20 protein-coding genes and 1 riboswitch are annotated in these 24,194 nt (G+C 65.8%); of the genes, 5 read left to right on the forward strand and 15 right to left on the reverse strand.

The window, feature by feature from the left end:
• Window positions 1-36: 36 nt before the first annotated feature.
• Both RYH74_RS13190 and RYH74_RS13195 read right to left on the reverse strand, forming a co-directional pair.
• Window positions 37-1,323 (reverse strand): sensor histidine kinase, encoded by a 1,287-nt coding sequence (locus RYH74_RS13190; protein ID WP_075044652.1) that lies wholly within the window; start codon window positions 1,321-1,323, stop codon window positions 37-39.
• A complete protein-coding gene (locus RYH74_RS13195) occupies window positions 1,320-2,060 on the reverse strand; it encodes a response regulator (RefSeq protein WP_003250463.1) in 741 nt (246 codons plus the stop codon). The genes RYH74_RS13190 and RYH74_RS13195 overlap by 4 nt, the downstream gene beginning before the upstream one ends.
• 220 nt (window positions 2,061-2,280) lie before the next feature.
• Here RYH74_RS13195 and RYH74_RS13200 point away from each other — a divergent pair, with 220 nt between their 5' ends.
• Both RYH74_RS13200 and RYH74_RS13205 read left to right on the forward strand, forming a co-directional pair.
• The gene (locus RYH74_RS13200; RefSeq protein WP_025338502.1) at window positions 2,281-2,556 is read left to right on the forward strand and encodes a DUF2790 domain-containing protein; all 276 of its coding nucleotides are present in this window, start codon (window positions 2,281-2,283) and stop codon (window positions 2,554-2,556) included.
• Complete coding sequence (locus tag RYH74_RS13205) at window positions 2,546-3,082, forward strand: thioredoxin family protein (protein WP_075044653.1); 537 nt, start codon at window positions 2,546-2,548, stop codon at window positions 3,080-3,082. The genes RYH74_RS13200 and RYH74_RS13205 overlap by 11 nt, the downstream gene beginning before the upstream one ends.
• Window positions 3,083-3,201: 119 nt before the next feature.
• Here the strand turns inward: RYH74_RS13205 and RYH74_RS13210 are convergent, their stop codons facing one another.
• On the reverse strand, window positions 3,202-4,050 hold the full coding sequence (locus RYH74_RS13210) for a shikimate dehydrogenase (protein WP_075044654.1): 849 nt from the start codon (window positions 4,048-4,050) through the stop codon (window positions 3,202-3,204).
• Window positions 4,047-4,496, reverse strand: a complete 450-nt coding sequence (gene aroQ / locus RYH74_RS13215) for a type II 3-dehydroquinate dehydratase (RefSeq protein ID WP_025338505.1) — start codon at window positions 4,494-4,496, stop codon at window positions 4,047-4,049. The genes RYH74_RS13210 and aroQ overlap by 4 nt, the downstream gene beginning before the upstream one ends.
• A 282-nt stretch (window positions 4,497-4,778) precedes the next feature.
• Between aroQ and RYH74_RS13220 the strand changes: the two genes are divergently transcribed.
• The 3 genes from RYH74_RS13220 to RYH74_RS13230 are packed head-to-tail and all read left to right on the forward strand — an operon-like array spanning window position 4,779 to window position 10,387.
• The gene (locus tag RYH74_RS13220) at window positions 4,779-6,032 is read left to right on the forward strand and encodes a TolC family protein (protein WP_084785137.1); all 1,254 of its coding nucleotides are present in this window, start codon (window positions 4,779-4,781) and stop codon (window positions 6,030-6,032) included.
• Entirely contained in the window at window positions 6,025-7,224 is a 1,200-nt protein-coding gene (locus RYH74_RS13225) for an efflux RND transporter periplasmic adaptor subunit (protein ID WP_075044656.1), read from the forward strand. Before RYH74_RS13220 ends, RYH74_RS13225 begins: the two co-directional genes overlap by 8 nt.
• A 16-nt stretch (window positions 7,225-7,240) precedes the next feature.
• Window positions 7,241-10,387: a CusA/CzcA family heavy metal efflux RND transporter gene (locus RYH74_RS13230; RefSeq protein WP_317409522.1), complete on the forward strand. Its 3,147-nt coding sequence runs from the start codon at window positions 7,241-7,243 to the stop codon at window positions 10,385-10,387.
• 131 nt (window positions 10,388-10,518) lie between these two features.
• On the opposite strand, the gene RYH74_RS13235 is transcribed toward RYH74_RS13230, so the two are convergent.
• The 11 genes from RYH74_RS13235 to RYH74_RS13285 form a co-directional block, all read right to left on the reverse strand.
• On the reverse strand, window positions 10,519-11,856 hold the full coding sequence (locus tag RYH74_RS13235) for an MFS transporter (RefSeq protein WP_075044658.1): 1,338 nt from the start codon (window positions 11,854-11,856) through the stop codon (window positions 10,519-10,521).
• Window positions 11,857-12,119: 263 nt separating this feature from the next.
• Window positions 12,120-14,270 (reverse strand): TonB-dependent receptor, encoded by a 2,151-nt coding sequence (locus RYH74_RS13240; protein ID WP_317409523.1) that lies wholly within the window; start codon window positions 14,268-14,270, stop codon window positions 12,120-12,122.
• Window positions 14,271-14,340: 70 nt separating this feature from the next.
• On the reverse strand, window positions 14,341-14,751 hold the full coding sequence (locus RYH74_RS13245) for a DUF2946 domain-containing protein (RefSeq protein ID WP_075044660.1): 411 nt from the start codon (window positions 14,749-14,751) through the stop codon (window positions 14,341-14,343).
• A gap of 135 nt (window positions 14,752-14,886) precedes the next feature.
• Window positions 14,887-15,663, reverse strand: a complete 777-nt coding sequence (locus RYH74_RS13250; RefSeq protein WP_025338510.1) for a ParA family protein — start codon at window positions 15,661-15,663, stop codon at window positions 14,887-14,889.
• A gap of 264 nt (window positions 15,664-15,927) precedes the next feature.
• Window positions 15,928-17,499 carry a diguanylate cyclase gene (locus tag RYH74_RS13255; RefSeq protein WP_317409525.1) on the reverse strand — a complete coding sequence of 524 codons (1,572 nt, stop codon included), beginning with the start codon at window positions 17,497-17,499 and terminating at the stop codon, window positions 15,928-15,930.
• A 77-nt stretch (window positions 17,500-17,576) separates the two neighbouring features.
• The gene (locus tag RYH74_RS13260; RefSeq protein ID WP_085663195.1) at window positions 17,577-18,056 is read right to left on the reverse strand and encodes a hypothetical protein; all 480 of its coding nucleotides are present in this window, start codon (window positions 18,054-18,056) and stop codon (window positions 17,577-17,579) included.
• A gap of 213 nt (window positions 18,057-18,269) precedes the next feature.
• The gene (locus RYH74_RS13265; protein ID WP_317409526.1) at window positions 18,270-19,610 is read right to left on the reverse strand and encodes an OprD family porin; all 1,341 of its coding nucleotides are present in this window, start codon (window positions 19,608-19,610) and stop codon (window positions 18,270-18,272) included.
• A gap of 16 nt (window positions 19,611-19,626) precedes the next feature.
• Window positions 19,627-20,415 (reverse strand): ABC transporter ATP-binding protein, encoded by a 789-nt coding sequence (locus tag RYH74_RS13270; RefSeq protein WP_317409527.1) that lies wholly within the window; start codon window positions 20,413-20,415, stop codon window positions 19,627-19,629.
• The gene (locus RYH74_RS13275; protein ID WP_084785139.1) at window positions 20,412-21,428 is read right to left on the reverse strand and encodes a FecCD family ABC transporter permease; all 1,017 of its coding nucleotides are present in this window, start codon (window positions 21,426-21,428) and stop codon (window positions 20,412-20,414) included. Before RYH74_RS13275 ends, RYH74_RS13270 begins: the two co-directional genes overlap by 4 nt.
• Window positions 21,428-22,438, reverse strand: a complete 1,011-nt coding sequence (locus RYH74_RS13280; RefSeq protein ID WP_317409528.1) for an ABC transporter substrate-binding protein — start codon at window positions 22,436-22,438, stop codon at window positions 21,428-21,430. Before RYH74_RS13280 ends, RYH74_RS13275 begins: the two co-directional genes overlap by 1 nt.
• Window positions 22,439-22,548: 110 nt before the next feature.
• Window positions 22,549-22,747, reverse strand: a riboswitch (cobalamin riboswitch).
• A 28-nt stretch (window positions 22,748-22,775) separates the two neighbouring features.
• Complete coding sequence (locus RYH74_RS13285) at window positions 22,776-23,942, reverse strand: DUF1624 domain-containing protein (RefSeq protein WP_317409529.1); 1,167 nt, start codon at window positions 23,940-23,942, stop codon at window positions 22,776-22,778.
• Between the last annotated feature and the right edge of the window lie 252 nt (window positions 23,943-24,194).

Here is a 24,194-nt window from a genome sequence, read left to right on the forward strand (position 1 = left end):
AGCCCTATCGCGACGCAAGGCCGCTCCCACAAACTGTCATTTGAGCTCGATCTGCGCGCACAGCCCGCCGCTTGCGCGGTTGCTCAGGGTCAGCCGGCCGCCCATGGCCTGGATCAGCTGATGGGCAATCGCCAACCCCAGCCCGGTGCCGCCGGTGCTGCGGTTGCGTGAACCTTCCACGCGATAGAACGGCTTGAGCACTTCATCCAGTTCGCCGCCGGGTATGCCTGGCCCGTTGTCGAGCACGCGGATCAACGTCTTGTCGCCCTCGCGGCACACCTCCAGTTCGGCAGCACCGGCAAACTTGAGGGCGTTGTCCACCAGGTTCACCAGCACCCGGCGCAGGGCATGCGGGCGGGTTTCCAGCAGGCTGCCGCTGCTGCCATGGCGCTCGACCTGGGCGCCACTGTCCTGGTAGTCGAACACCAGGCTGTCGAGAAAGGCATCGAGGTTGACCCGGCACGGGGCCTCGGTGCTGGTGTCCATGCTGCGGGCATAGGCCACGCCTTCGCGCACCAGGTGTTCCATTTCACCCAGGTCGCTCCACAGCTTGTCCTTTTCCACCCCTTCGTCCATCACTTCGACACGCAGCTTCATGCGCGTGATCGGTGTTTGCAGGTCGTGGGAAATGGCCGCCAGCAACTGCATGCGTTCCTTGAGGTAGGCAGCGATGCGCGCCTGCAGGGCGTTGAAGGCCACGGCGGCGTAGCGCACCTCGCGCGGGCCGCTTTCATCCAGCTGCACGCCAGGCTTGTCCGGGTCGAGGTTGTCCACCGCACGGGCCAGGCGGGTCAGCGGGCCGATCGCCAGGCGTACCGCCAGCCAGGTGCACAGCAACAGCACGGCCAGCTGGATCAGCAACACCACGGGCAGCCAACGTGCCACCGGGACCGGCGATGGGGTTACGTCGATGGTCAGCGGTGCGCCATCGGCCAGTGTCAAGTGTGCCTGGAAGTGCGCATTCGGGCCGGGGATTTCCTGGAAGGAAAGGCGATAGTCGGCGCCAATGGCCTTGACGATAGAGTCGGCGGCCATGGGTGGGTCACTGGTCGGCATGGCTTCGCCCGCCAGGCCCTGGTCCAGCCGGTAGCGGTAGGTACGCCGCTCCAGGCGCGGCAGCCAGGCGGCGCGCTCGGCCGCGGGCAGGCGGTCGAGGATGGCCACCGAGGTGGCCACGTCCTGCTCCAGGGTGCTGAGCATCATCGAGCGGCTGCTGATGTAGCGCTCGTAGGCCTGCAGGCCGAACGACAGGCCGTAGGCCAGCACCAGGCCGGTGAAGAAGATCAGTGCCAGGCGCGAGGCCAGGGTACGTGGCCACTTCATGATGGCGACTCGAGCAGTTGCACCGGCAGCGAGAACACATAGCCCTCGCTGCGCACGGTCTTGATGCAGCTGGGTTCGCGGGCGTCGTCACCCAGGCGCTGGCGCAGGCGGCTGACCAGCAGGTCGATGGAGCGGTCGAAGATGTCGGCTTCGCGGCCCTGGGTCAGGTTGAGCAACTGCTCACGGCTGAGCACCCGCTGCGGGTGGTCGAGAAACACCCGCAGCAGGCGGTATTCGGCACCGCTCAGGGCTACCAGGGTGCCTTCGCTGTCGAGCAGGTGGCGCGCGGTGGTGTCCAGCCGCCACTGGCCGAAGCCGAGCAGGCGGCTGCTTTCGCTGATGGTGAGGTTGGGCGGCAGCATGCGCGTGCGGCGCAGCACGGCGTTGATACGGGCCAGCAGTTCGCGGGCCGAGAACGGCTTGGTCAGGTAATCGTCGGCGCCCATTTCCAGGCCGATGATACGGTCGGTTTCGTCGTTGCGGGCGGTCAGCATCAGCACTGGGGTGTTGCGGTGCTTGCCGGCGCGCAGCTCGCGGCACAACAGCAGGCCGTCGTCGCCGGGCATCATGATGTCCAGGACGATCAGGTCGACGCTGTTGGCTTCGAGAAAGGCGCGCATCTGCCGGCCGTCGGCGACGATGCTGGTGCGCAGGCCGTTCTTCTTCAGGTAGTTGCCGACCAGTTCGCGGATTTCGCGGTCGTCGTCGACGATCAGGATGTGATCGACGTGTTCCATGCGCTGCGTTCCTGTGCAAGAGGGGATGGGCGCAGTGTACCGAGCGCAATCGCGCTTGCCTGCGGGGGTTTGTATTGCAGTGTATCTGGCATGTGTACAGACACAGGAGGAAGCACATCACAGCTTCGGGCGACACATACGGGATACCTGGCCGGCGTGAAATGGCTCTCGACCGGGGAGCACAACTCCCCACCCTCAAGCGTTACACAGGAGAGATGCCATGAACTTCATTACCTTCGCCCGTGCCAGCCTGTTCGCCGTGCTCAGCTTTGGCGCCATTGCCGCCCAGGCCTCCACGATGCCGATGGACGATACCGGGGTCATGCAGTACCGCTACGGTGACCACCTGGATGTGAAGAAAGTGCTGTCGATACAGGACGACCAGAGCGACGCCTGCGGCCTGGTGAACACCCGCATGGACTACCTCGACTCCAAGGGCCAGCAGCAGAGCGTGCAGTACCGCACCTACGCCACCGGCGGTTGCCATGAGAATTGATCGCCGCTTGTTGTTGAAGGTTGGCGGTATTGCCCTGGCGCTGGCCGGCCTGGGCCTGGCCGGGCACCTGATGGCCCGCGACAGCTACGGTGCCATGCCGTCGCTGTCCGGCGCCAGCCAGTGGCTGAACTCGGCGCCGCTGGATGGCCCCGGGCTCAAGGGCAAGGTGGTGCTGGTGGACTTCTGGACTTGGGACTGCATCAACTGCCGGCGCAGCCTGCCGCACGTGAACGAATGGGCGCGGCGCTATGCCGACCAGGGCCTGGTGGTGGTCGGCGTGCACACCCCGGAGTACGACTACGAGCACGATGTAGGCACCTTGCGTGACAAGGTGGCCAGCCTGGGGATTGGTTACCCGGTGGCGGTGGATAACGACTACAAGGTGTGGAATGCCTGGGGCAACCAGTTCTGGCCGGCGCATTACTTTGTCGACCGCAAGGGGCAGGTGCGCCATGTGCACTTTGGCGAGGGGGATTATGGTGGGCAGGAGCAGGTGATACAGGCGTTGCTGGATGAGAAAGGGTGAGTTGTCTGTGCCGGCCTCTTCGCGGGCTTGCCCACTCCCACAGGGATTTGCGTAATCAGTGAAATCTGCGCAGTACCTGTGGGAGCGGGCAAGCCCGCGAAGAAGCCAACCCCTGTCTGTCAGGTGAAACTGGCGAAGTGCGCCTGCATCCGCGCCGCATCCGCCTGGCGCCCGCTGAACAGCTCGAACGCCTTCACCGCCTGGAACACGGCCATGTTGCTGCCATCCAGGGTGCGGCAGCCCAGCGCCCGGGCGGCGCGCAGCAGTTCGGTCTCCAGCGGGAAGTAGATGATCTCCGCCACCCACAGGCGCGCATGCAGCAGCTCCACCGGCAGCGGTGTGCCCGGCAGCTTGGCCATACCCACCGGTGTGGTGTTGACCAGCCCGTCCGCTTCGGCCAGGGCCGTGACCAGGTCGTTGCCGACCACGGCGCGCCCGGCACCGAAATGGGCATTCAGGTTGTCCACCAGGGCCTGCGCACGGGCCGCGTCCACTTCGAACAGCACCAGCCGCTCGACCCCTTCACCCAGCAGGGCATGGGCCACGGCCGAACCGGCACCACCGGCACCCATCTGCACCACCTGGCGCCGTGCCACATCAGGCAGGCCACGGCGCAAGCCTTCGGCAAAGCCCAGGCAGTCGGTGTTGTGGCCGACCCGCTTGCCGTCCTTGAGCACTACGGTGTTCACCGCGCCGATGCCGCGGGCTTCGTCCGACAGTTCGTCGAGCAACGGCAGGATCGCCTGCTTGAACGGGTAGGTGATGTTGAGCCCGGTGAAACCGGTATGCTGGGCGGCGTCGAGCAGGCCGGGCAGGGCGCTGTCGTCCAGTTGCAGCTGGTCGGCATCGATCAGCCGGTACAGGTAGCGCAGCGCCTGGGCATCACCTTCGTGTTCGTGCAGGGCAGGAGTGCGCGACAGCTGGATGCCACGGCCGATCAGGCCGGCGAGGATGGCTTGCTGGCTCATGCGCTGTGCTCCTGCAACATTTCGGCGAAGTGGCTGATGGCCATGCGGTAGCCATGGCTGCCCAGGCCGCAGATGACCCCGACGGCGATGGATGATACGAACGACAGGTGACGGAACGGTTCGCGCTTGTGCACGTTGGACAGGTGCACCTCGATTACCGGCACTTCGCTGGCCACCAGGGCATCGCGGATGGCCACCGAGGTATGGGTCCAGGCACCGGGGTTGATCACGATGCCGGCGCAGCGGCCACGGGCGGCATGGATCCAGTCGATCAGTTCGCCTTCGTGGTTGGTTTGGCGGAATTCGATTTCCAGGCCGTGGGCATGGGCGGTATCGGCACAGCCCTGAGCCAGGTCGGCGAGGGTTTCGTGGCCATATTGGGCAGGCTCGCGGGTGCCCAACATGTTCAGGTTGGGGCCGTTGAGCACGAGAATGAGGGGCTTCATGACGGGCATCGCTTTGTTGTTGTTGGATGCGTCTAGTTTTGTACCGACTGGTTAGTTTGGTCAATCGGACTAAACCGCTGTACCGGAAAAGTGGGCGATTATCGAACTTGATATCGCCTGTACCGGCCCTATCGCCGGCAAGCCAGCTCCCACAGGAACTCCATAGGGCTCCAGCTTTGTCGCCTGCAGCTTGATTACAAAATTGTAATTTTCCCGCCACCGCCCCGATAAGCGCGGCTTTCTACAGTCCCTCGCCAAAGCTCGCTGACGAGGACCTGTTTCGTGCCCATCCCCCGCAAGACCGCCTTGCTCTGCCTGTTGCTGGCTGTTGCCGCCAGCGCCCAGGCCAGCCAGAGCCTGAGCCTGCCACAGGCGCTTGACGCCGCCTTTGCCCAGAACCCGGAGCTGGCCGCGGCCGGCCGGGAAATCGGTATCGCCGATGGCGAGCGGCGCCAGGCCGGGCTGATCCCCAACCCGGAGCTGTCCTGGGAGGTCGAGGACACTCGCCGTGACACCAGCACCACCACTGTCACCCTCAGCCAACCGCTGGAGCTGGGCGGCAAGCGCGGTGCACGCATCGCCGTGGCCGGTGCCGGCCAGGCCATTGCCCAGCTGGACCTGGAGCGCCAGCGCAACGGCCTGCGCGCCGATGTGGTGCAGGCGTTTCACGCGGCCCTGCGCGCGCAGACCGCGCTGGAGCTGGCGCAGCAATCGCAGGCGTTGACCGAGCGTGGGCTGCGAGTGGTGCAGGGGCGGGTGACCGCTGGCCAGTCATCGCCCGTGGAGGCCACCCGGGCCCAGGTGCAGTTGGCCCAGGCCCAGGCTGAAGTGCGCCGTGCGCAAACCCAGCGCAGTGTGGCTTACCAGGCCCTGGCACGGTTGACCGGCAGCCCGCTGGCAAGCTTCGACCAGTTGCAGGCCGCCAACCTGTCCCCCGGTGATGCGCCCAGCGCCGACGCCCTGCTCGACCAGGTCGAGCAAACGGCTGAATGGCGCCTGGCCGCCGCCCAGGTCGAGCGCGGCGAAGCGTCCCTGGGTTCGGAAAAGGCCCTGCGCATTCCCAACCTCACCGTCAGCCTTGGCAGCCAGTACAGCCGCGAAGACCGCGAGCGGGTCAATGTGGTGGGCCTGTCGATGCCCTTGCCGCTGTTCGACCGTAACCAGGGCAACGTGCTGGCCGCGGCCCGCCGTGCCGACCAGGCGCGTGACCTGCGCAACGCCGTGGAGCTGCGCCTGCGCAGTGAAACCCGCAGTGCCGTCAGCCAGTGGACCACGGCCATGCAGGAAGTGCAGGCCTATGACCGCACCATCCTGCCTTCTGCCCAGCAGGCCGTGGACACCGCCACACGCGGTTTCGAAATGGGCAAGTTCGCCTTTCTCGATGTGCTCGACGCCCAGCGCACGCTGATCGAGGCGCGCGGGCTGTACCTCGAGGCGCTGGCCTCGGCAACCGACGCGCGGGCGCAGGTCGAGCGGATCTATGGCGACCTCGATGGGCTGAGCAACAAATTTAACAGCAGGAGCAACAATGACTAATCCACGCAAGATAGCCCTTCTGACTGCCGCCATTGCTGCGCTTGGCCTCGGTGGCCTGGCCTGGACCGGCAACCTCGGCAAGGCGTCGAGCACTGAAGCCCGGCACGACGACCACGGCGAAGACAGCCACGGCCACGGCGAGGAACAGGCCGGCGAAGGCCACGAAGAAGAAGAGGGCAAGCTGCACCTGTCCATCGCCCAGATCGAAGCTGCCGGTGTGCAACTGGCCGATGCCGGCCCTCGTGAACTGGGCACCGCCATCAGCTTCCCGGGTGAAATCCGCTTCGACGAGGACCGCACCGCCCACGTCGTGCCACGCGTGCCCGGTGTGGTCGAGTCGGTGCAAGCCGAGCTGGGCCAGGCGGTAAAGCGTGGTCAGGTGCTGGCGGTAATTGCCAGCCAGCAGATTTCCGACCTGCGCAGCGAACAACAGGCTGCCCAGCGCCGCCTGGAACTGGCGCGCCTGACCTTCCAGCGCGAACAGCAGCTGTGGCAGGAACGCATCAGTGCCGAGCAGGATTACTTGCAGGCCCGCCAGGCGTTGCAGGAAGCCGAGATTGCCTTGGCCAACGCCCGGCAGAAGGTCGCCGCCGTGGGCCCGGCCGGCGCCGGCAACCGCTATGAGCTGCGCGCGCCGTTCGATGCAGTGGTGGTGGAAAAGCACCTGACCGTGGGCGAGGTGGTCGATGAGACCAGCAATGCCTTCACCCTGTCTGACCTGAGCCGGGTCTGGGCCACCTTCGCCGTCGCCCCGCGCGACCTGGACAAGGTGACCACCGGCCGCAATGTGACGATCAGCGCGCCGGACCTGGGCGCCCAGGTCGAGGGCAAGGTCAACTACGTCGGCAGCCTGCTCGGCGAGCAGAACCGTGCCGCCACTGTCCGCGCCACGCTGGCCAACCCCAACGGCGCCTGGCGCCCCGGGCTGTTCGTCAATGTCGCGGTCAGCGTCGAACGCTTCAACGCCGCTGTCGTGGTACCGCAAAGCGCACTGCAAACCTGGGAGGAGCAGACCGTGGTGTTTGCCCGTACCGCGGAAGGCTTCGAGGCCCGCCCGGTGAAGACCGGCCGCCGCGACGCCGGCCAGGTGGAAATCACCACCGGCCTTGCCGCCGGAACCCAGGTGGCCGCTGCCGGCAGCTTTGTCCTCAAGTCCGAGCTGGGCAAAGGCTCGGCCGAGCACAGCCATTGATCACGGGGACGTCTGCATGTTCGAACGCCTGATCCAATTCGCCATCGAGCAGCGCCTGGTGGTGATGCTGGCCGTGGTCCTGATGGCCGCGGTGGGTATCCACAGCTACCAGAAACTGCCGATCGACGCTGTACCGGACATCACCAACGTCCAGGTGCAGATCAATACCGCTGCACCCGGCTATTCGCCGCTGGAGACCGAGCAGCGCATCACCTTCGCCATCGAGACCGCCATGGCCGGCCTGCCCGGGCTCAAGCAGACCCGCTCGCTGTCGCGCTCGGGTCTGTCGCAGGTCACGGTCATTTTCGACGACGGCACCGACCTGTTCTTCGCCCGCCAACTGGTCAACGAGCGCCTGCAAGTGGCGCGTGAGCAGTTGCCCGACGGCATCGAAGCGGGCATGGGGCCGATTTCCACCGGGCTGGGTGAAATCTTCCTGTGGACGGTGGAAGCCGAGCAGGGCGCGCTGAAGGAAGACGGCACGCCCTACACCCCGACCGACTTGCGGGTGATTCAGGACTGGATCATCAAGCCGCAGCTGCGCAACGTGCCCGGGGTGGCCGAGGTCAACAGCATCGGCGGCCATGCCAAGCAGTACCTGATTGCGCCGGAGCCCAAGCGCCTGGCGGCCTACAAACTCACCCTCAACGACCTGATCGCGGCGCTGGAGCGCAACAACGCCAACGTCGGCGCCGGTTACATCGAGCGCAATGGCGAGCAGTTGCTGATTCGCGCGCCAGGCCAGGTGGCCTCGGCCGAGGATATCGCCAACATCGTCATCTCCAGTGTCGATGGCACGCCAATCCGCGTCAGCCATGTTGCCCAGGTCGGCCTGGGCGAAGAACTGCGCTCGGGCGCGGCCACCGAAAACGGCCGGGAAGTGGTGCTGGGCACGGTGTTCATGCTGATTGGCGAGAACAGCCGCACGGTATCCCAGGCGGTCGCCGCCAAGCTGGTCGAGATCAACCGCAACCTGCCCAAGGGCGTGGTCGCGGTGACGGTGTACGACCGCACCAACCTGGTGGAAAAGGCCATCGCCACGGTGAAGAAGAACCTGGTCGAAGGCGCCATTCTGGTCATCGCTGTGTTGTTCCTGTTCCTGGGCAACATCCGCGCGGCGCTGATCACCGCCATGGTCATTCCGTTGTCGATGCTGTTCACCTTCACCGGCATGTTCAGCAACAAGGTCAGCGCCAACCTGATGAGCCTGGGCGCACTGGACTTCGGCATCATCGTCGACGGCGCGGTGGTGATCGTGGAGAACGCCATCCGCCGCCTGGCCCACGCCCAGCAACGCCATGGCCGCATGCTGACCCGCACCGAGCGCTTCCATGAAGTGTTCGCTGCCGCCCGTGAGGCGCGTCGGCCGCTGATCTATGGCCAGCTGATCATCATGGTGGTGTACCTGCCGATCTTTGCCCTGACCGGGGTGGAGGGCAAGATGTTCCACCCTATGGCCTTTACAGTGGTCATCGCCCTGCTTGGTGCCATGATCCTCTCGGTTACCTTCGTGCCGGCGGCCATTGCCCTGTTCGTCACCGGCAAGGTCAAGGAAGAGGAAGGCCTGGTAATGCGCACGGCGCGTCAGCGCTATGCCCCGGTGCTGGCCTGGGTGCTGGGCCGGCGCAAGCTGGCGTTCGCTGGCGCCGCTACCCTGGTGTTGTTGTCCGGGGTTATGGCCAGCCGCATGGGCAGCGAGTTCATCCCCAGCCTCAGCGAAGGCGACTTCGCCCTGCAGGCCCTGCGGGTGCCGGGTACCAGCCTGTCGCAGTCGGTCGACATGCAGCAGCGCCTGGAACAGGCGATCATCGCCCAGGTGCCGGAAGTGCAGCGGGTGTTCGCCCGCACCGGCACCGCCGAGATCGCCTCCGACCCGATGCCGCCGAACATTTCCGACGCCTATGTGATGCTGCGTCCGCGTGAGCAATGGGGCGACCCGGGCAAGCCGCGTGATGAGCTGATCGCCGAGGTACAACGTGCCGCCGCCAGCGTGCCGGGCAGCAACTATGAGCTGTCGCAGCCGATCCAGCTGCGCTTCAACGAGCTGATTTCCGGGGTGCGCAGCGATGTGGCGGTGAAGCTTTTCGGTGATGACATGGACGTGCTCAACCGCACAGCCGCGCAGATCGCCAGCAGCCTGCAAGGCGTGCCGGGCGCGTCCGAGGTAAAGGTCGAGCAGACTACCGGCCTGCCGGTGCTGACCATCGATATCGACCGCGACAAGGCGGCCCGCCATGGCCTCAACGTGGGTGATGTGCAGGACGCCATTGCCATTGCCGTGGGTGGCCGCACGGCCGGCACGTTGTACGAAGGTGACCGCCGTTTCGACATGGTGGTGCGCCTGTCGGAAACCCTGCGCACCGATGTCGACGGGTTGGGCAGCCTGCTGATTCCGGTGCCGGCCAGTGCTGCTGCGGGTGCCGGGCAAATAGGCTTCATCCCGCTGTCGCAGGTCGCCACGCTGAACCTGCAGCTGGGGCCGAACCAGGTCAGCCGCGAGGATGGCAAGCGGGTGGTGGTGGTCAGTGCCAACGTGCGCGGGCGCGACCTGGGTTCGTTCGTCGAGGAGGCCGAGCAGACGCTGATCGAGCAGGTACAGATACCGCCGGGTTACTGGACCCGCTGGGGGGGCCAGTTCGAGCAACTGCAGTCGGCGGCCGAGCGCCTGCAGGTGGTGGTGCCGGTGGCCTTGCTGCTGGTCATGGCGCTGTTGCTGATGATGTTCAACAACCTCAGGGATGGCCTGCTGGTGTTCACCGGCATCCCGTTCGCCCTTACCGGCGGGGTGCTGGCGCTGTGGTTGCGGGATATTCCGTTGTCCATTTCCGCTGGCGTGGGGTTCATTGCCTTGTCGGGGGTGGCGGTGCTCAACGGGCTGGTGATGATCGCCTTTATCCGTGGCCTGCGGGAGGAAGGGCGCACGCTGCGGGCAGCGGTCGAGGAGGGCGCGCTGACGCGCTTGCGGCCGGTGCTGATGACGGCACTGGTGGCGTCGCTGGGGTTCATCCCGATGGCCTTGGCGACCGGGACCGGGGCCGAGGTGCAAAGGCCGCTGGCGACCGTGGTGATTGGCGGGATTCTGTCGTCCACCGCACTGACCTTGCTGGTGTTGCCTGCGTTGTATCAGTGGGCGTATCGGCGGGAAGAGGTGCAGGAAAACTGAGAAGTAGGGGGCTGCTGTGCAGCCCATCGCCGGCAAGCCAGCTCCCACAGGGATTGCACATGGCTTGAGGGTGATGCGGTCGAGGTGGGAGCTGGCTTGCCGGCGATGGGCCGCAAAGCGGCCCCAAATTCTCAAACAGTACGACGAGCCCCAGTCCTTGCACCGTCGCCCCTAGCCTCATCATGCAGCGAAATCCGCGAAGTCTCCGGCAACGCCAACCCACCCACCAACGCCACCAGTGCAATCACCACCAAGTAGAACGCCGGAGCCAGGCTGCTGCCGGTCTGCCCGATCAGCCAGGTCGCCACCAGCGGTGCGGTACCGCCAAACAGCGTATAGGCCACGTTGTAGGTAATTGCCGAAGCGGTATAGCGGGTGCGGGTAGGGAAGCTTTCCGACAGCAATGCCGCCGTGACCACGCCACTGCACAACGCCCCCACCGCCAGCAGGATCACCCCCAGCAGCGCACCGGACATCGAGCCGGAACTGGCCAGCCAGTACGCCGGGAACACGCACAGCATCACCCACAGGCAGGTAAAGCCGATGGTCTTGCGCCGCCCGACGCGGTCCGAGAACGCCCCGGCCAGCGGGCAGCCGACCGCGGCGAACAGCAAGGCCACGGTGGTTACCAGCAGCGATTGCGCGCGGGTCAGGTTGCCGACCAGTTGCAGGTAGGTGGCGAAGTAGGTGGTGAACATGTAGAACGACAGCGCGGTCAGCGAGATGAAGGCCCCCAGGTTGCGGATCGCTCGGCCATGGTTGCGCAGGGTTTCCTTGAGCGGCGAATGTTCATGCTCCTTGCCCTGGGCGATGGCTTCGCGGAACGCCGGGGTTTCTTCCATGCGCCAGCGCAGGTACAGGCCGACCAGCCCCAGCGGCGCGGCGATCAAGAACGGGATGCGCCAGCCCCAGGCATTCATCGCCTCGGCCGACAGGCTGGCTTCCAGGCCATAGGCAATCACTGCCGCGCAGGCAAAGGCGGAAAAGGTCGACACCGGCACGAAGCTGCCATAGAAGGCGCGCTTGTCGTTGGGCGCATGCTCCATCAGGTAGGCGCAGGCCCCGGCATACTCGCCACCGGCGGAAAAGCCCTGCAGGCAGCGCGCCAGGGTCAGCAGCGCGGGGGCTGCCAGGCCGATGCTGGCGTAGGTCGGCAGCAGGCCGATGAGGGTCGTGGAGCCGGCCATCAGCAGGATGGTCAGCGACAGGATGCGCTTGCGCCCCAGGCGGTCACCCAGCGCGCCGAACACGATGCCGCCCAGCGGGCGCAGGGCGAACGCCACGGCGAATACCGCAAAGGTCTTGAGCAAGGCCACGCTGGCGTCTTCGCTGGCGAAGAACTGGCTGGCGATCAGGGTAGCGAGAAAGCCGTAGACGGCGAAGTCGAACCATTCGACGAAATTGCCGATGGCCGAGGCGGCGATCACCCGGCGCAGGGTGGCGGGGGATACCTCGTGAGGTGCGGGCATGCGAGTGCTCTCCGGTTCCATTGGCAGGCATGATGAAAGTGGCGCGGTCGGGCCGCGCCATCATTGTTGTGCTTGCCAGTAGATAGCCGGGCGCTGGAAGGCGCTTTGTCGAGGGCGACCTCGGGATACCTGATTCAACCGAACATGATGGGCTGCCCCTGATGGCCCTATCGCCGGCAAGCCAGCTCCCACAGAATTTGCACCGCACTCAAGGCTTGTGCAGTACCTGTGGGAGCTGGCTTGCCGGCGATAGGGCCATGGGCTCAGAAGCGCATATCCAGCGCCAGCTCGAAGGTACGCGGCGGCCCCATGTAGTACTGGCTGTTGTAGGCCTGCTTGGCATACACCTCGTCGGTCAGGTTGCGTACCCGCCCAGTGAGCGTGGTGTGTTCATCCAGCCGGTAGCGGGCGAACGCGCCGAACAGGGTGTACGCCGGGGCCTTGAGGCTGTTGGCGTTGTCGGCATACACCGAGCCCACGTAGCGCCCGTCTGCCCCCACCGACCACGCCGGGGTCAGGCTGTAGGTCAGCCACAGGTTGGCGACGCTGGCCGGTACGTTCACCGGTGCGTTGCCCTTGCGCGATACCGACACGCCGTTGACCGCCTCGTTGAACGCGTCGTACTGCGCATCGACATAGGCATAGTTGGCCTCGGCCAGCAGCTTCGGCGTCACCTGCAGGCGCCCGGACAACTCGACACCGCGTGAGGTCTGCTGCCCGGCCTGGACCGTGAGGTTGGCGTCGTTGGAGTCGCGCACGGCAAAGTCCTTGCGCACGATCTGGTACAACGCCAGCGTGGCTGCGCCGCGCCCGTCGAGAAAGTCGAACTTGCTGCCCACTTCCCACTGCTCGCCCTTGGACAGGTCGAACAGCCCGACGTTGGAATAGGTCGCTGCCGCCAGCGAGCCGGCCGGCAAGTCGGCAGAGGTACTGTACTGCGCATAGACGCTGGCGGAGGGGGTCAGCGCGTAGGTCAGGCCGATACGCCCGGAAAGCGGTTCCCAGCGCCGTTCGAAGAACGCCGGCGAGGTTGGCGTTACCGCGCCGTAGTTGGTCACCTGCATGTCGAGGTAGTCGTAGCGCAGGGCGGTCAGCAGGGCCAGGCGCTCGGTGAGTTGCAGGCGGTTTTCGGCAAACACCGCGCGGTTGGTCACCTCGTGGCGGCGTTGCTTGGTCAGGCCGGCATTCACCCCGGGGATGCCGTCGAAGCTGCCGGGGTCGAAGTGCTCGGCATCGACCACATCGCTCCAGCTGCTCGAGGTGGGGTAGAGGGTCTGGCGCATGCGCGAGTAATCCAGCCCCAGCGACCACTGGCTGGCCAGGCCGAACAGCTGGTTGTCGTGGCGCAGCTCGATGCGGTCGCCCAACAGGTTCTGGTCGTGGCGCTGCAGGTAAGGGCTGCTGCGCTGTACCTTGCCATCGCTGGTGTAACTGTAGCGTTCGAGGTTGCGGTAGTCGCGCTGGGCGTTGTAGTGGTACAGCGTGTTCTGCACGCTGGTGCTGTCGCTGAGCTGGTAGTCGAGGATCGAGCGTAGCCAGCGTACCCGCTGCTCGTAGCGCCCGTCGCCGACGTTGTAGTTTTCGAAGCGGCGGCTTTTGTCGATCTTCATCGTGCTGCGCCCGGGCAGGATCGGCGAGCCCCAGTAAGGGCTGTCTTCGCGGTCTTCCTGGTACTCCAGGGCCAGGGTGTGGGTGAGGTTGGGCGTGAGGTCGCTCAGCAACGAGAAGGCCAGGCTGTCGGTCTGCCGTTCGTTGCGGTCGATGTAGCCGTTGCCCTGCCCGCGGCTGAAGTCCAGGCGCACGAAATGGCGGGCATCGGCGGGGTTGCTGGCCAGTGCCTGGTTGATGCCGAACGCCACTTCGCTGTCGTCGAAGCTGCCATGGCGGATACGGCCGTCGATGGTCTGCTGATCGCGGCTGGCCAACTTGGTGATGTAGTTGATCGAGCCGCCCACCGCGCCCGCACCATGCAGGAACGACGATGGCCCGCCGATCAGTTCGACGCGGTCGAGCACCCAGGCATCCACTGGCCGGGTGGCGCTGCTGTAGCCCAGGTTGATGCCGTTGTACAACTGGGTAACCTGGTTCTGGGTGAAGCCGCGGTAGGCGACGAAGCCGCCAAAACCGGGGTTGGCCGAGGCGTTGACACCGGTCATGGCGTTGATCACGTCCTGGCTGTCCTTGGCGCCGCGCTCCTCGATCAGGCGGCGGTCCGAGACACTGACCGAGGCCGGCGTTTCCCGCGCGGTGAGGCCCAGGCGCGAACCGGTGCGGATCGGCTCGTCCAGTTGCACGCCGCTGGCGGCGTCGCGTTCACCGTCGATGGTGGTGGCGCTCAGTTCCACCGGGGCAGCATCCGCCCAGGCAAGGTTGCAGGTGCCCATGAGGAGCACCAGGGAGGTTTTGCGAAGCATGTTGGTGTGTCTTCCACGCAAAGGTCATGGCTGACCGCGAGCGCGCGCAGTCAGGCGCGCCCGGCTGAGGTCAGGCGAAATGAAGTACGGCTGCGGGGAAAGCGACGGGGGAGGCGCGGGGGTTGAGGGCGGGGCGTTGATAGCGCGGCGGCGGTTGCGCCCAGCTGCGCACCACGATGGGCGAGGTGGCCACGGCTTGCGTAGGGGTGAACGACCAGCCGCTGCTGCTGAGCGGCACGGCCAGGCCGAACGAGGAGCACACCGGGCAGTCGAGCTGGGCCATGTGCTGATCACCGCCGGCGCCATCCAGGTCGATGGCAACGCCGTGTTCGCTGTTGATCGAGCAGAAACCGCTTTCCAGGCCGGCCAGGCGCAGGCCACCCATCTGGCCATGGTGCAGGCCGCACAGAACCAGGCTGAACAGGACACTGGCGTAGAGCGTCCAGGCGGTCAGCGTGCGGGTTTGCCGGGTGGTTTTCATGGCGGCGAATCTACCATCCGGACGAATGGTCGGGTAGTGGTCCGGGCTTGATATTTTGGGGCTGCAATTTGACGCGATGCCTTGTAGGAGCGGCCTTGTGTCGCGAAAGGGGCGCAAAGCGCCCCCAGGGTTCTATCAGGCCGCACGCTCCAGTACATCCAGCAAATCAACAAACTCCAGCGCCAATTTGTGCCGCGGCGCCAGGTGCACCAGCGGCACCGAGGCCTGGTGCGATTCACGCATCTTGATCGAACTGCTCAGGTACACCGGCAGCACCGGCATGCCTTCACCGCGCAATTGCTCGACCAGGGTCTGGTGCAGTGCGGTGCGCCCGGCGAACTGGTTGACCACCACACCTTCCACCTGCAACGCCGGGTTGTGGTCCTGGCGCAGTTCTTCGACCTCGGCCATGACGCAGTGCAGGGCCTGGCGCGAAAAGCTGTCGCAGTCGAACGGGATCAACAGCCGCTCGGCCGCCACCAGCGCGCTGAAGGTATAGAAGTTGAGCGCCGGCGGGGTGTCGATGTAGATCCGCTCGTAGTCCTCGCCCAGTTCCACCAGCAGCTTGCGCAGCTTGTTGATCTTGAACTTGCTCTCCAGCTTGCCTTGCAGGTCGCTGAGGTCGGGGCTGGCGGTCACCAGGTGCAGGTTGCTGTAGCGGGTTTCGGTGATAGCCACCCGGTGCTTCTTGCCGGCAGCGGTGACTGGCGACAAGGTCTGGCGGAAGAAATCGGCGATGCCGGAAGGAATGGCGTCATTGACCAGACCGGTCAGGTAGTAGGTGGCATTGGCCTGCGGGTCGAGGTCGACCAGCAAGGTCCGGTAGCCTTCGGCGGCACTGGCGGCGGCAAGGTTGCAGGCGATGCTGGACTTTCCGACGCCACCTTTCTGATTGAAAACCACACGACGCATTAGATACTCATCCATGAAGTGAAAATGTCAGGTTGGGGTCAATCCTATGACTGGAACAAGACAGTTTTATGACAAGGAATGTTACGGCCTGCCAAGTTCATTCCGTCATGTGGCAATCGGTTTGCCTTGAGCTGTGTAGTGTCTGTTCCGGCCCTTTCGCGGGTGAACCCGCTCCCACAGGTTATGCACCGCCCTTGAGGGCTGCGGGGTACCTGTGGGAGCGGGTTTACCCGCGAAGAGGCCGGAACAGGCAAGCAAGGGCGTTCAGGCAACAACCACCCGATTACGCCCCTCCTGCTTGGCCCGGTAAAGCGCCCGGTCAGCCTCGCTCAACGCATCCCCCGGTTCGCTCTCGGCCTCGCCATCCCAACGCGCCACCCCCAGCGAAACGGTCACCGCCCCCACCGGCTCCACTGGCGTATCCTGCACCGTCACCCGCAGCCGCTCGGCCACCACTGCCGCAACGTCCAGGCCGGCCCCCGGCAGCAGCATCAGGAACTCCTCGCCGCCGGTGCGGCACAGCAGGTCACCCTCGCGGCAACAGCGGCGCATCAGTTCCGCCAGCCGGCGCAGTACCTGGTCACCCACCTCGTGCCCGTGGCGGTCGTTTACCCGCTTGAAATGGTCGACATCCAGCACGATGGCCGCAAATGCCCGGCCCTCGGCTTCCAGCAACGACAGGTTGAACTCCAGGCTGCGGCGGTTGCCCAGGCCGGTCAGCGGGTCGGTCTGGGCGTCGCGGTTGAGCCGGCCGATGCGTTCATGCAGCAGGTTCAGCCCAAACAGCAGCGCGCGCTTCAGCTCGGCCGCCTCGAAGTACCAGGCCGGTACCCGATGCAGGCGCTCGGCAGTGCCGGCCCGGTCCATCGAGCGGGCGCCGGCGGCCAGCTGCCACAGCGGCCGGGCGATGGTCATGGCCAGCCACCACAGCAGCACGCTGCCCACCAGCGCCAACGGTGCGGAGGTGCCGACCACGTTGAGGATCAGGTGGCTAAGCGGCGTCACTGTCTGGGTCAGCGGCTGCTGCGCCACCACGCCCCAACCGGCGCTGGGCACGGTGGCGTATCCGGCGAGCATTTCCACGCCGAGGCTGTTGGTCAGTTGCCGGGTACCACTGCCCAGGCTCGCCAGCTGATCGATCAATTCATTGCCTTCAACCACCGTCCCCACGCGCTGGCTATCGGGGTGATACAGCAGACGGCGGTTGCGGTCGACCACGTACAGGTAGGAACCATCCTTGTAGAAATGCTCCCCCAGCAGGCTGTTGAGGATGTTGCGTTCACGCAGGTACAGGCTGCCGCCGACATACCCCAGGTAGCGGCCATTGCTGTCGAAAATGGGTTGCGACAGCGCCACCACCAGGTTTTTGGCCGCCGATATGTAGGGCGTCGACACCAATGGGCGGCGCGCCTGCAGCGCCTCCTGGACACCGGGCGAATGCATGTGGCTGCCGACCAGGTGCCGCAAAGGGGCGGGGGAAATCGCCAACAGCACCCCGTTGGCATCGATCACGAAGGTGGAATTGAAGGCCATGCTCTGGCTCAGGACACGCTCGGCCTCCACCTGCAGGGCGACGGCGTCACCTAGCTGGCGGCCTTGCACGCCAGCGCTGAACGACAGCTGCTGCAAGGCGTTGTCGATAAAGGTCTCGGTGATGCTTGCCAGCTTCATCGCATACACCCGGTTGGCTTCCAGGGCATGGTCGATCAGCAGTTGGCGTTGCACCCGGTAGCTGGCGAAGTAGCTGGCGCACAGCATGACCACGGCGGTAAGGGCGCAAAGCACCAGAATGAGTGTGCGTAGATCCAGGCGCAGTCCGTGCTTGGCGTGTGGCAATCCTGACCTCGGGTGATCGAAAACAGCTACGAAATGGGAACAACCTTACGCCTTATGAGCGCAGTGGGGAACCGCGTTCAGGAGCCTGCCTTTTCCAGCGCGTCCAGTTCGTCTTCCACCTGTTGCATGCGCTGCTCGGCCAGGGCCTGCACCTTCGCGTCGCGGGCCGATTCGCGCATCAGGGCGGTGAGCTTCTCGCTCAGGCGCTTGCCGGCCTCGGTGTCTTCCAGGGCGCGGGCCTTGGCCGGGTCCTGGGTGGCCTCGACGATGGTGGCGAACTCGGCATCGCTGAAGTTCTTTTCGCTGTACAGGCGGAACAGGTCCTGGCGCTGGTCCTCGACGGTCAGGTGCTTGCGCAGCACGCCCTGGATGGTCGCCTGCGGCAGCTGCGGGTGCGTGCGGCCGAGCAGCGCGGCCATGCGCTCGATGTTGTGCGTGTAGGCATCCTGCAGCGGCAGCTGGGCCAGGATCTGTTCTTCACGGGAGGGTTTCTGGTCGCAGGCGGTGAGGGCTGCAGTCAGCAGCAGGGGCAGCAGCAACTTCTGGAGGCGAGGCATGGCGTGGCCTGGTTGGGCAGTGAGTGCTGCCGATTATACGGCAGTTGTGGTTGCCTGATGGATTTTGGGGGCCGCTGTGCGGCCCATCGCGACACAAGGCCGCTCCCACAAGACCCTCACAGGTTTCTGAAGGTGCATTGCACCTGTGGGAGCGGCCTTGTGTCGCGAAAGGGGCGCGCAGCGGCCCCAGGATTTTTCAGGTCACGCGAAACATCAGAACCCACCCCCCAACGGCCATTCCACCGCCAACCGTATCTGGTCCCCATCCAGCTCCGCCTGCGCCGTATTGCCCCGATGCACGTTATGCCGCAGCGAAAACGCGGTGCCCTTGGCCTTGCCGCTCTGCACTACATACCGTGCCTCCAGGTCGCGCTCCCAATGCTTGCCCCCCTTGCCATACCCCAGGTACGCATACCCGCCCGCAGGGTCGACATGGCTGCCGTCGATATCGAACCCGCGCACGTACAACGCCGTCAGGTTCAACCCCGGTACGCCGTAGGCGCCCATGTTCAGGTCATAGCGCGCCTGCCACGATTTCTCGTTCGGCGCGTTGAAGTCCGACATCTGCACCGCGTTGGCAATGAAGATCGCCCCTCGCGTCACGTAGTCGAATGGCGTGTTGCCGTCCACCTGCTGCCAGCCCAGGCTGAAACCGTGCGGCCCGTGGTCGTATCGCGAGACCAGGCTCCAGGTGGTGTTGTCGATGTGCCCGGACAGCGCCTTGCCGGTGTCGGTCGTGCGGTACAGGTTGAGGTCGAGGATGAGGCTGCGTCGCTCATCCAGGGCATGGCTGAGGGTGCTGCCCAGGTAATGCTGGTTCCAGCTGTCCTGGTAGCGTGAGGTGTACAGGCTGCCGCTGAAGGCGGCGCCGGGGTTCCACACCACGCCGGCCAAATCGAAGCTGTTGCCCTGGGGGCCATTGGAGTAGTTCACCACGAAGCCCTGGTCGTGGCTGGAAGCATTGCGGTCGGCGTTTTCGTTGAAGTGCCCGGCCACCAGCCTGAGGTGGTCGAACTCGGTGCTGTCAAGGAAGAACCCGGTCGCGGTCTCGGGCAGCAGGCGGCTGTCGGAGGAGCTGAACACCGGGGTCTTGACCCGTTGCTCACCGTAGGACAGCACGGTATCGGACATGCGCAGTTTCAGCGCCGCGCCGGCACGGCTGTATTCGTTCTTCGGGTGCCCCTCGTTATCCACCCCGAGCAAGCGTGCCTTGCCCACGCGCCCGCCGCCGCTGTCGAGTTGCACGCCCAGGTAGGCGTGGGCGTCGACCCCGACACCAATCAGCCCCTGGGTGAAACCGGACCGGAAGGTGCCCATCAGGCCATAGGCCCATTCCTCGGCCTTGCCGCTACGTTCATCGCGCGGCTTGTAGGCGTTGCGCCCGGCACTGTTGCGCCCGCCATGCTTGTAGTCGCGCTGGTCGAATACGCTGCGGTTGAGCAGGCTCCAGCGGCCATCCTCGACAAAGCCGTTGCTTTGCGACTGGGCGGAGTCGGCCAGCGCAGGGGGCGCGAGCAGGGCGCTGGCGAGCAGCAAAACGGCAGGGCGCGGCATGGGCAGAACTTCCTGTTCAGGGGGCGCGAAAACGCAGGATGTGCGCGCCGTCGAAGGGGTCGATGAGGTAATGGGCGTGCACGCCGAAGGTGTTCAGCAGGCGCTCGGGTGTAAGCACATCGAGCGGTTTGCCGAGGGCGACCAGGCGGCCCTTGTCGAGCACCGCGACGCGGTCGCAGGTGAGCGCCTGATTGAGGTCGTGCAAGGCCACCAGGGTGGTCACCGGCAGGGCCTGCACCTGTTGCAACAGGCTCAGCTGGTGCTGGATATCCAGGTGGTTGGTCGGCTCGTCCAGCAGCAGCACCTGCGGCCGCTGTGCCAGGGCACGGGCGATGTGCACGCGCTGGCGCTCGCCACCGGACAACGACCCCCACAGGCGGGTGCGCAGGTGCAGGGCGTCGAGGTCGGCCAGGGCCTGCTCGACGATCGTGCGGTCCTCCCGGGAGAACGGCGCCAGCGCCGACAGCCAGGGGGTGCGGCCCAGGGCAACGGCATCGAACACGCTGATCGCATCGAGGGTGTCGGCCTGTTGTTCGACCAGCGCCAAGGCCTGGGCGACACGGCGTCGGGGCAACCGTGCCAGCGGTTCGCCCAGCAGTTGCACGCTGCCGCTGCCTGGCTTGCGCAGCCCGGCCAGCACCTTCAGCAGCGAGGATTTGCCGGAGCCGTTGGGGCCGACGATGCCCAGGGTTTCACCCGCGACAACGCTCAGTTCGATATCGCTGAGCACGGTGTTGCCGGCCAGTTGCAGCCCCAGGTGCTGGCAACTCAAGGGGGCCAGCTGTAGCGCCGTCATGACCGTCATGGGCGCCCCCGGCGGCTGACCAGGATCAGCGCGAAGACCGGTGCGCCGAGCAGCGCGGTGACCACGCCAACGGGGATCACCTGGCCCGGGATCAAGGTGCGCGACAGGATGTCGGCGGCAATCAGGAACAGTGCCCCGCCCAGTGCGCTGGCGGGCAGCAGGCGGCTGTGCCCGGGGCCGAGCAGCAGGCGCAGGGCATGGGGGATCACCAGCCCGACAAAACCGATGGCGCCGACGATGGACACCATCACGGCGGTCACCAGCGCCGCGCAGCTGATCAGCAGCAACTGGGTACGCCGCACCGGGATACCCAGCGATGCCGCCGAGTCGGCGCCGAAGGTGAAGGCATCCAAGGCACGGCGATGCCACAGGCACACCAACAGCCCGAACAGTACAACTGGCACGGCCAGCCACACCGAAGGCCAACGCACGCCACTGAGGTTGCCCAGCAGCCAGAACAGGATGCCGCGCGCCTGCTCGGCGGTGGCCGACATGGTGATGAGGAAGGCGGTAAGGGCGTTGAACAGTTGCGAGCCGGCGATCCCGGCAAGGATCACCTGGGCGTTGTTGCTGCTGGGGCCGGCTGCCCGGGCCAGCACCAGCACCAAAGCGAACGCTGCCAGGGCGCCGATGAAGGCACCGCCGGACATGCTCAGCGCCAGGCTGCCGAAGCCCAGCAGGCCCACCAGCACCGCACCGGTCGAGGCGCCGGCAGACAGCCCCAGCAGGTAAGGCTCGGCCAACGGGTTGCGCAACAGTGCCTGGAGGATCACGCCGCAGGTGGCCAGGCCGGCACCGCAGGCCGCAGCAACCAGGGTGCGGGGCAGGCGGTAGTTCCAGACGATGCCGGCGTCGATCGGGTCGACCGGGTAGCCGGCCTGCCACAGGTGGTTGGCCAGCACCTGGCCGACCACGCCGGGCGACAGGTTGGTTTCGCCGATGGCGGTGCCGGCCAGCAGGGCCGCCAACAGGGCGGCCAGGGCAACGGCGATGCAGGGTAACAGGCGCATCATCACTGGGCTGCTTTGCCGCTGGCGAAGGCGGTGGCCAGTGTCTGCAGGCCGCTGAACAAGCGAATGCCGGCCTGCATGGCGTCGGCGTCGAGGATGATGATGCGATCGTGCTTCACCGCGTCCATGTTGCGCGTTACCGGGTCGCTACGCAGGAATGCCAGCTTCTTCTGGTAGTCGTCGGCGGGGTAGCGGCGGCGGTCCATGCGGGCAATGATCAGCCAGGTGGGGTTGGCCTTGGCCAGGGTTTCCCAGCCTACGGTCGGCCATTCTTCGCTGGACTCGACCACGTTGCGCACGCCGAGGGTGCGCAGCATGAAGTCGGCGACCCCCTGGCGGCCCGCCACGTAGGGGTCGATGTGCAGGTCGGCGCTGGAGAACCAGAACAGCGCCGAGGTAGCGGACAGGTCCTTGTCGGCCAGTTGCGCCTTGGCACTGTCCAGGCGGCCTCTGAGCTCGGCATTCAGGGCCGTGCCACGGTCCTGCACATCGAAGATTGCCGCCTGCTGGCTGACGCTCTTGTAGATAGTGTCGACCTGGAACGCCTGCAGGCGGGTGCCATCGGCGCCCACCAGGTTGTCCTTGCCTTCGCAGTCCGACGGCAGCAGGTAGGTGGGGATGCCCAGTTCATCGAACTGCTCGCGGGTGCCGACCACGCCCTGGGCACCGACCATCCATTCGAACTGCACCGTCACCAGTTGCGGGCGCTTGCCCACTACCGCCTCGAAGCTGGGCTCGTTGTCGGCCAGGCGCGGCACCTTGGCGTTCTGCACCTGGTACTCGGGCAGCACGTTGTTGAACCACAGCGAGGTGGCCGCCAGTTTGTCGCCCAGCCCCAGCGCGTAGAGCATCTCGGTTCCGGCCTGGCCAATGGTGACCGTGCGTTGCGGCGCCTGGGCGAAGGTTTGCGGCTTGCCGCAGTTGTCGACCGTCAGCGGGTAATGGGTGGCAGCAGCCTGGGCCAGGCCGGTGAGGCCGAGGCCGGCGAGCAGGGTGGCAAAACGGGGCAGCATGCTGGGCGATCTCCTATCGGACAGTTCGGGTGAGGAACGCACGGACAGGCATCGCCGAGCCCCCGCTGGCGGCAGGGGCAACACTGATGGCCAATCCCGGACACCCCGCCGGTTGGTGAATGTAGGCCGGCAGGTCTCCTGACTGGTGCGTCATGGCCTGGCTCCGGCCTTCCCGGGTTCGTGGCCCAGTGGCATCGATGGAGCAGGCTCGGCACCTACAGTTGCGGGGGCAGTTCCGTTTGGCCCGAATTGGCGGGCCTGGGATTCCCTATTGATTCCGTGGTGGAAACCGGCGGCCGGCATGGTAGACCATCGTGCCGCCGGGTGAAAACGCTTTTCAGAAGTACTTCAGCCAGGTGATGTCGCGCCGCCGCGCCTTCAGGCGGGCGAACCAGCGCACCGGCAGGTACAGCGAAACCGCCAGCAGCACTGCCCCAAGCCACACCGCGGCGATGCCGTCGAAGCCGAAGTAGTCGCCATGGTTGCGGCCGAACAGCGCCACGCTGGCCAGGTACAGCAGCTTCAGCACATACAGGTGCAGCAGGTAGAAGAACATCGGTGCCGCGCCGAACACCGCCAGGGCACTGATCCAGCGGGCCTGGCCGGCGCGTTCGAAGGCGCGCAGCAACAGCAGGCCACAGCCCAGGGTCAGGGCCAGGAACAGCAGCGACGGCGGGTACTTGGTGATGTTGAAGAAGCTCATCAGGGTTTGCGTGACGGTCGGGTAAGCGCTCCACGGCGCCTCGCCGTAGCCGTTGACCAGGCGCAACACGACAAAGCCCAGCAGCGCGATCAGCCCGGCCAGCAGCAGGCGATGCTGGCGTTGGCCGGCCGCGCTGCCACGGGCGAACCACGGGCCCAGGCCGTAGCCCAGGGCGATGACACCGATCCACGGCAGCACCGGGTAGGAGGTGCGCAGGCGCAGGTTTTCGGAGAACTCCAGCCAACCCCGGTCATGCAGGATCGCCCATGGCACATGCAGGGCGGATTCGGCGCCGAAGTGCAGGCCATCGAGCAGATTGTGGCCAGCGATGATGATTGCGCCCAGGGCGATCAGGGCGGCACGTGGCAGCCAGACCAGCAGCGACAGGGCGATCATGCTCACGCCGATCGCCCAGATCACCTGCAGGTAGATGACGCTGGGCGGCAGCTGGAAAGTCCAGGCGAAGTTGACCAGGGTGAATTCCAGCGCCACCAGGAACAGCCCGCGCTTGAACAGGAACGCCGAGACATCGCCGCGGCCCTGGTGTTTCTCGCCGTACAGCCAGGCCGACAGGCCGGTCAGCATGACGAACACCGGCGCGCACAGGTGGGCCAGGGTACGGCTGAAGAACAGCGAAGGCTCGGTGGTATCGATGGCCATCGGGTCGCTGACCTGGCGGTGCAGGAAGAAGGTTTCGCGGACATGGTCCAGGAGCATGAACAGGATCACCAGGCCGCGCAGGGCATCGATGCTCTGCAGGCGCTGGTTGAGCAGGGTGGGGGTGGCGCTGGCGCTTGTCATGGGAGGTCGCTGATAGGAATGGATGTCAACTGAAACGTTATCTTATAACTAAATTGTGACGGGGCGGTAGATGTTTTTGTGCTACCTGTGCCGGCCTCTTCGCGGGTAAACCCGCTCCCACAGGTACCTCACCGTATTCGAATTCTGTGATATCCCTGTGGGAGCGGGTTTACCCGCGAAGAGGCCGGTGCAGGCAGTTCAGGTCAGAAGCTGTAATCCACCGTCGCAAAGTACGACCGTGGCATCCCCATC

This window comes from Pseudomonas sp. LSJ-87 (assembly GCF_032971465.1).
GTDB lineage: Bacteria > Pseudomonadota > Gammaproteobacteria > Pseudomonadales > Pseudomonadaceae > Aquipseudomonas > Aquipseudomonas putida_Z.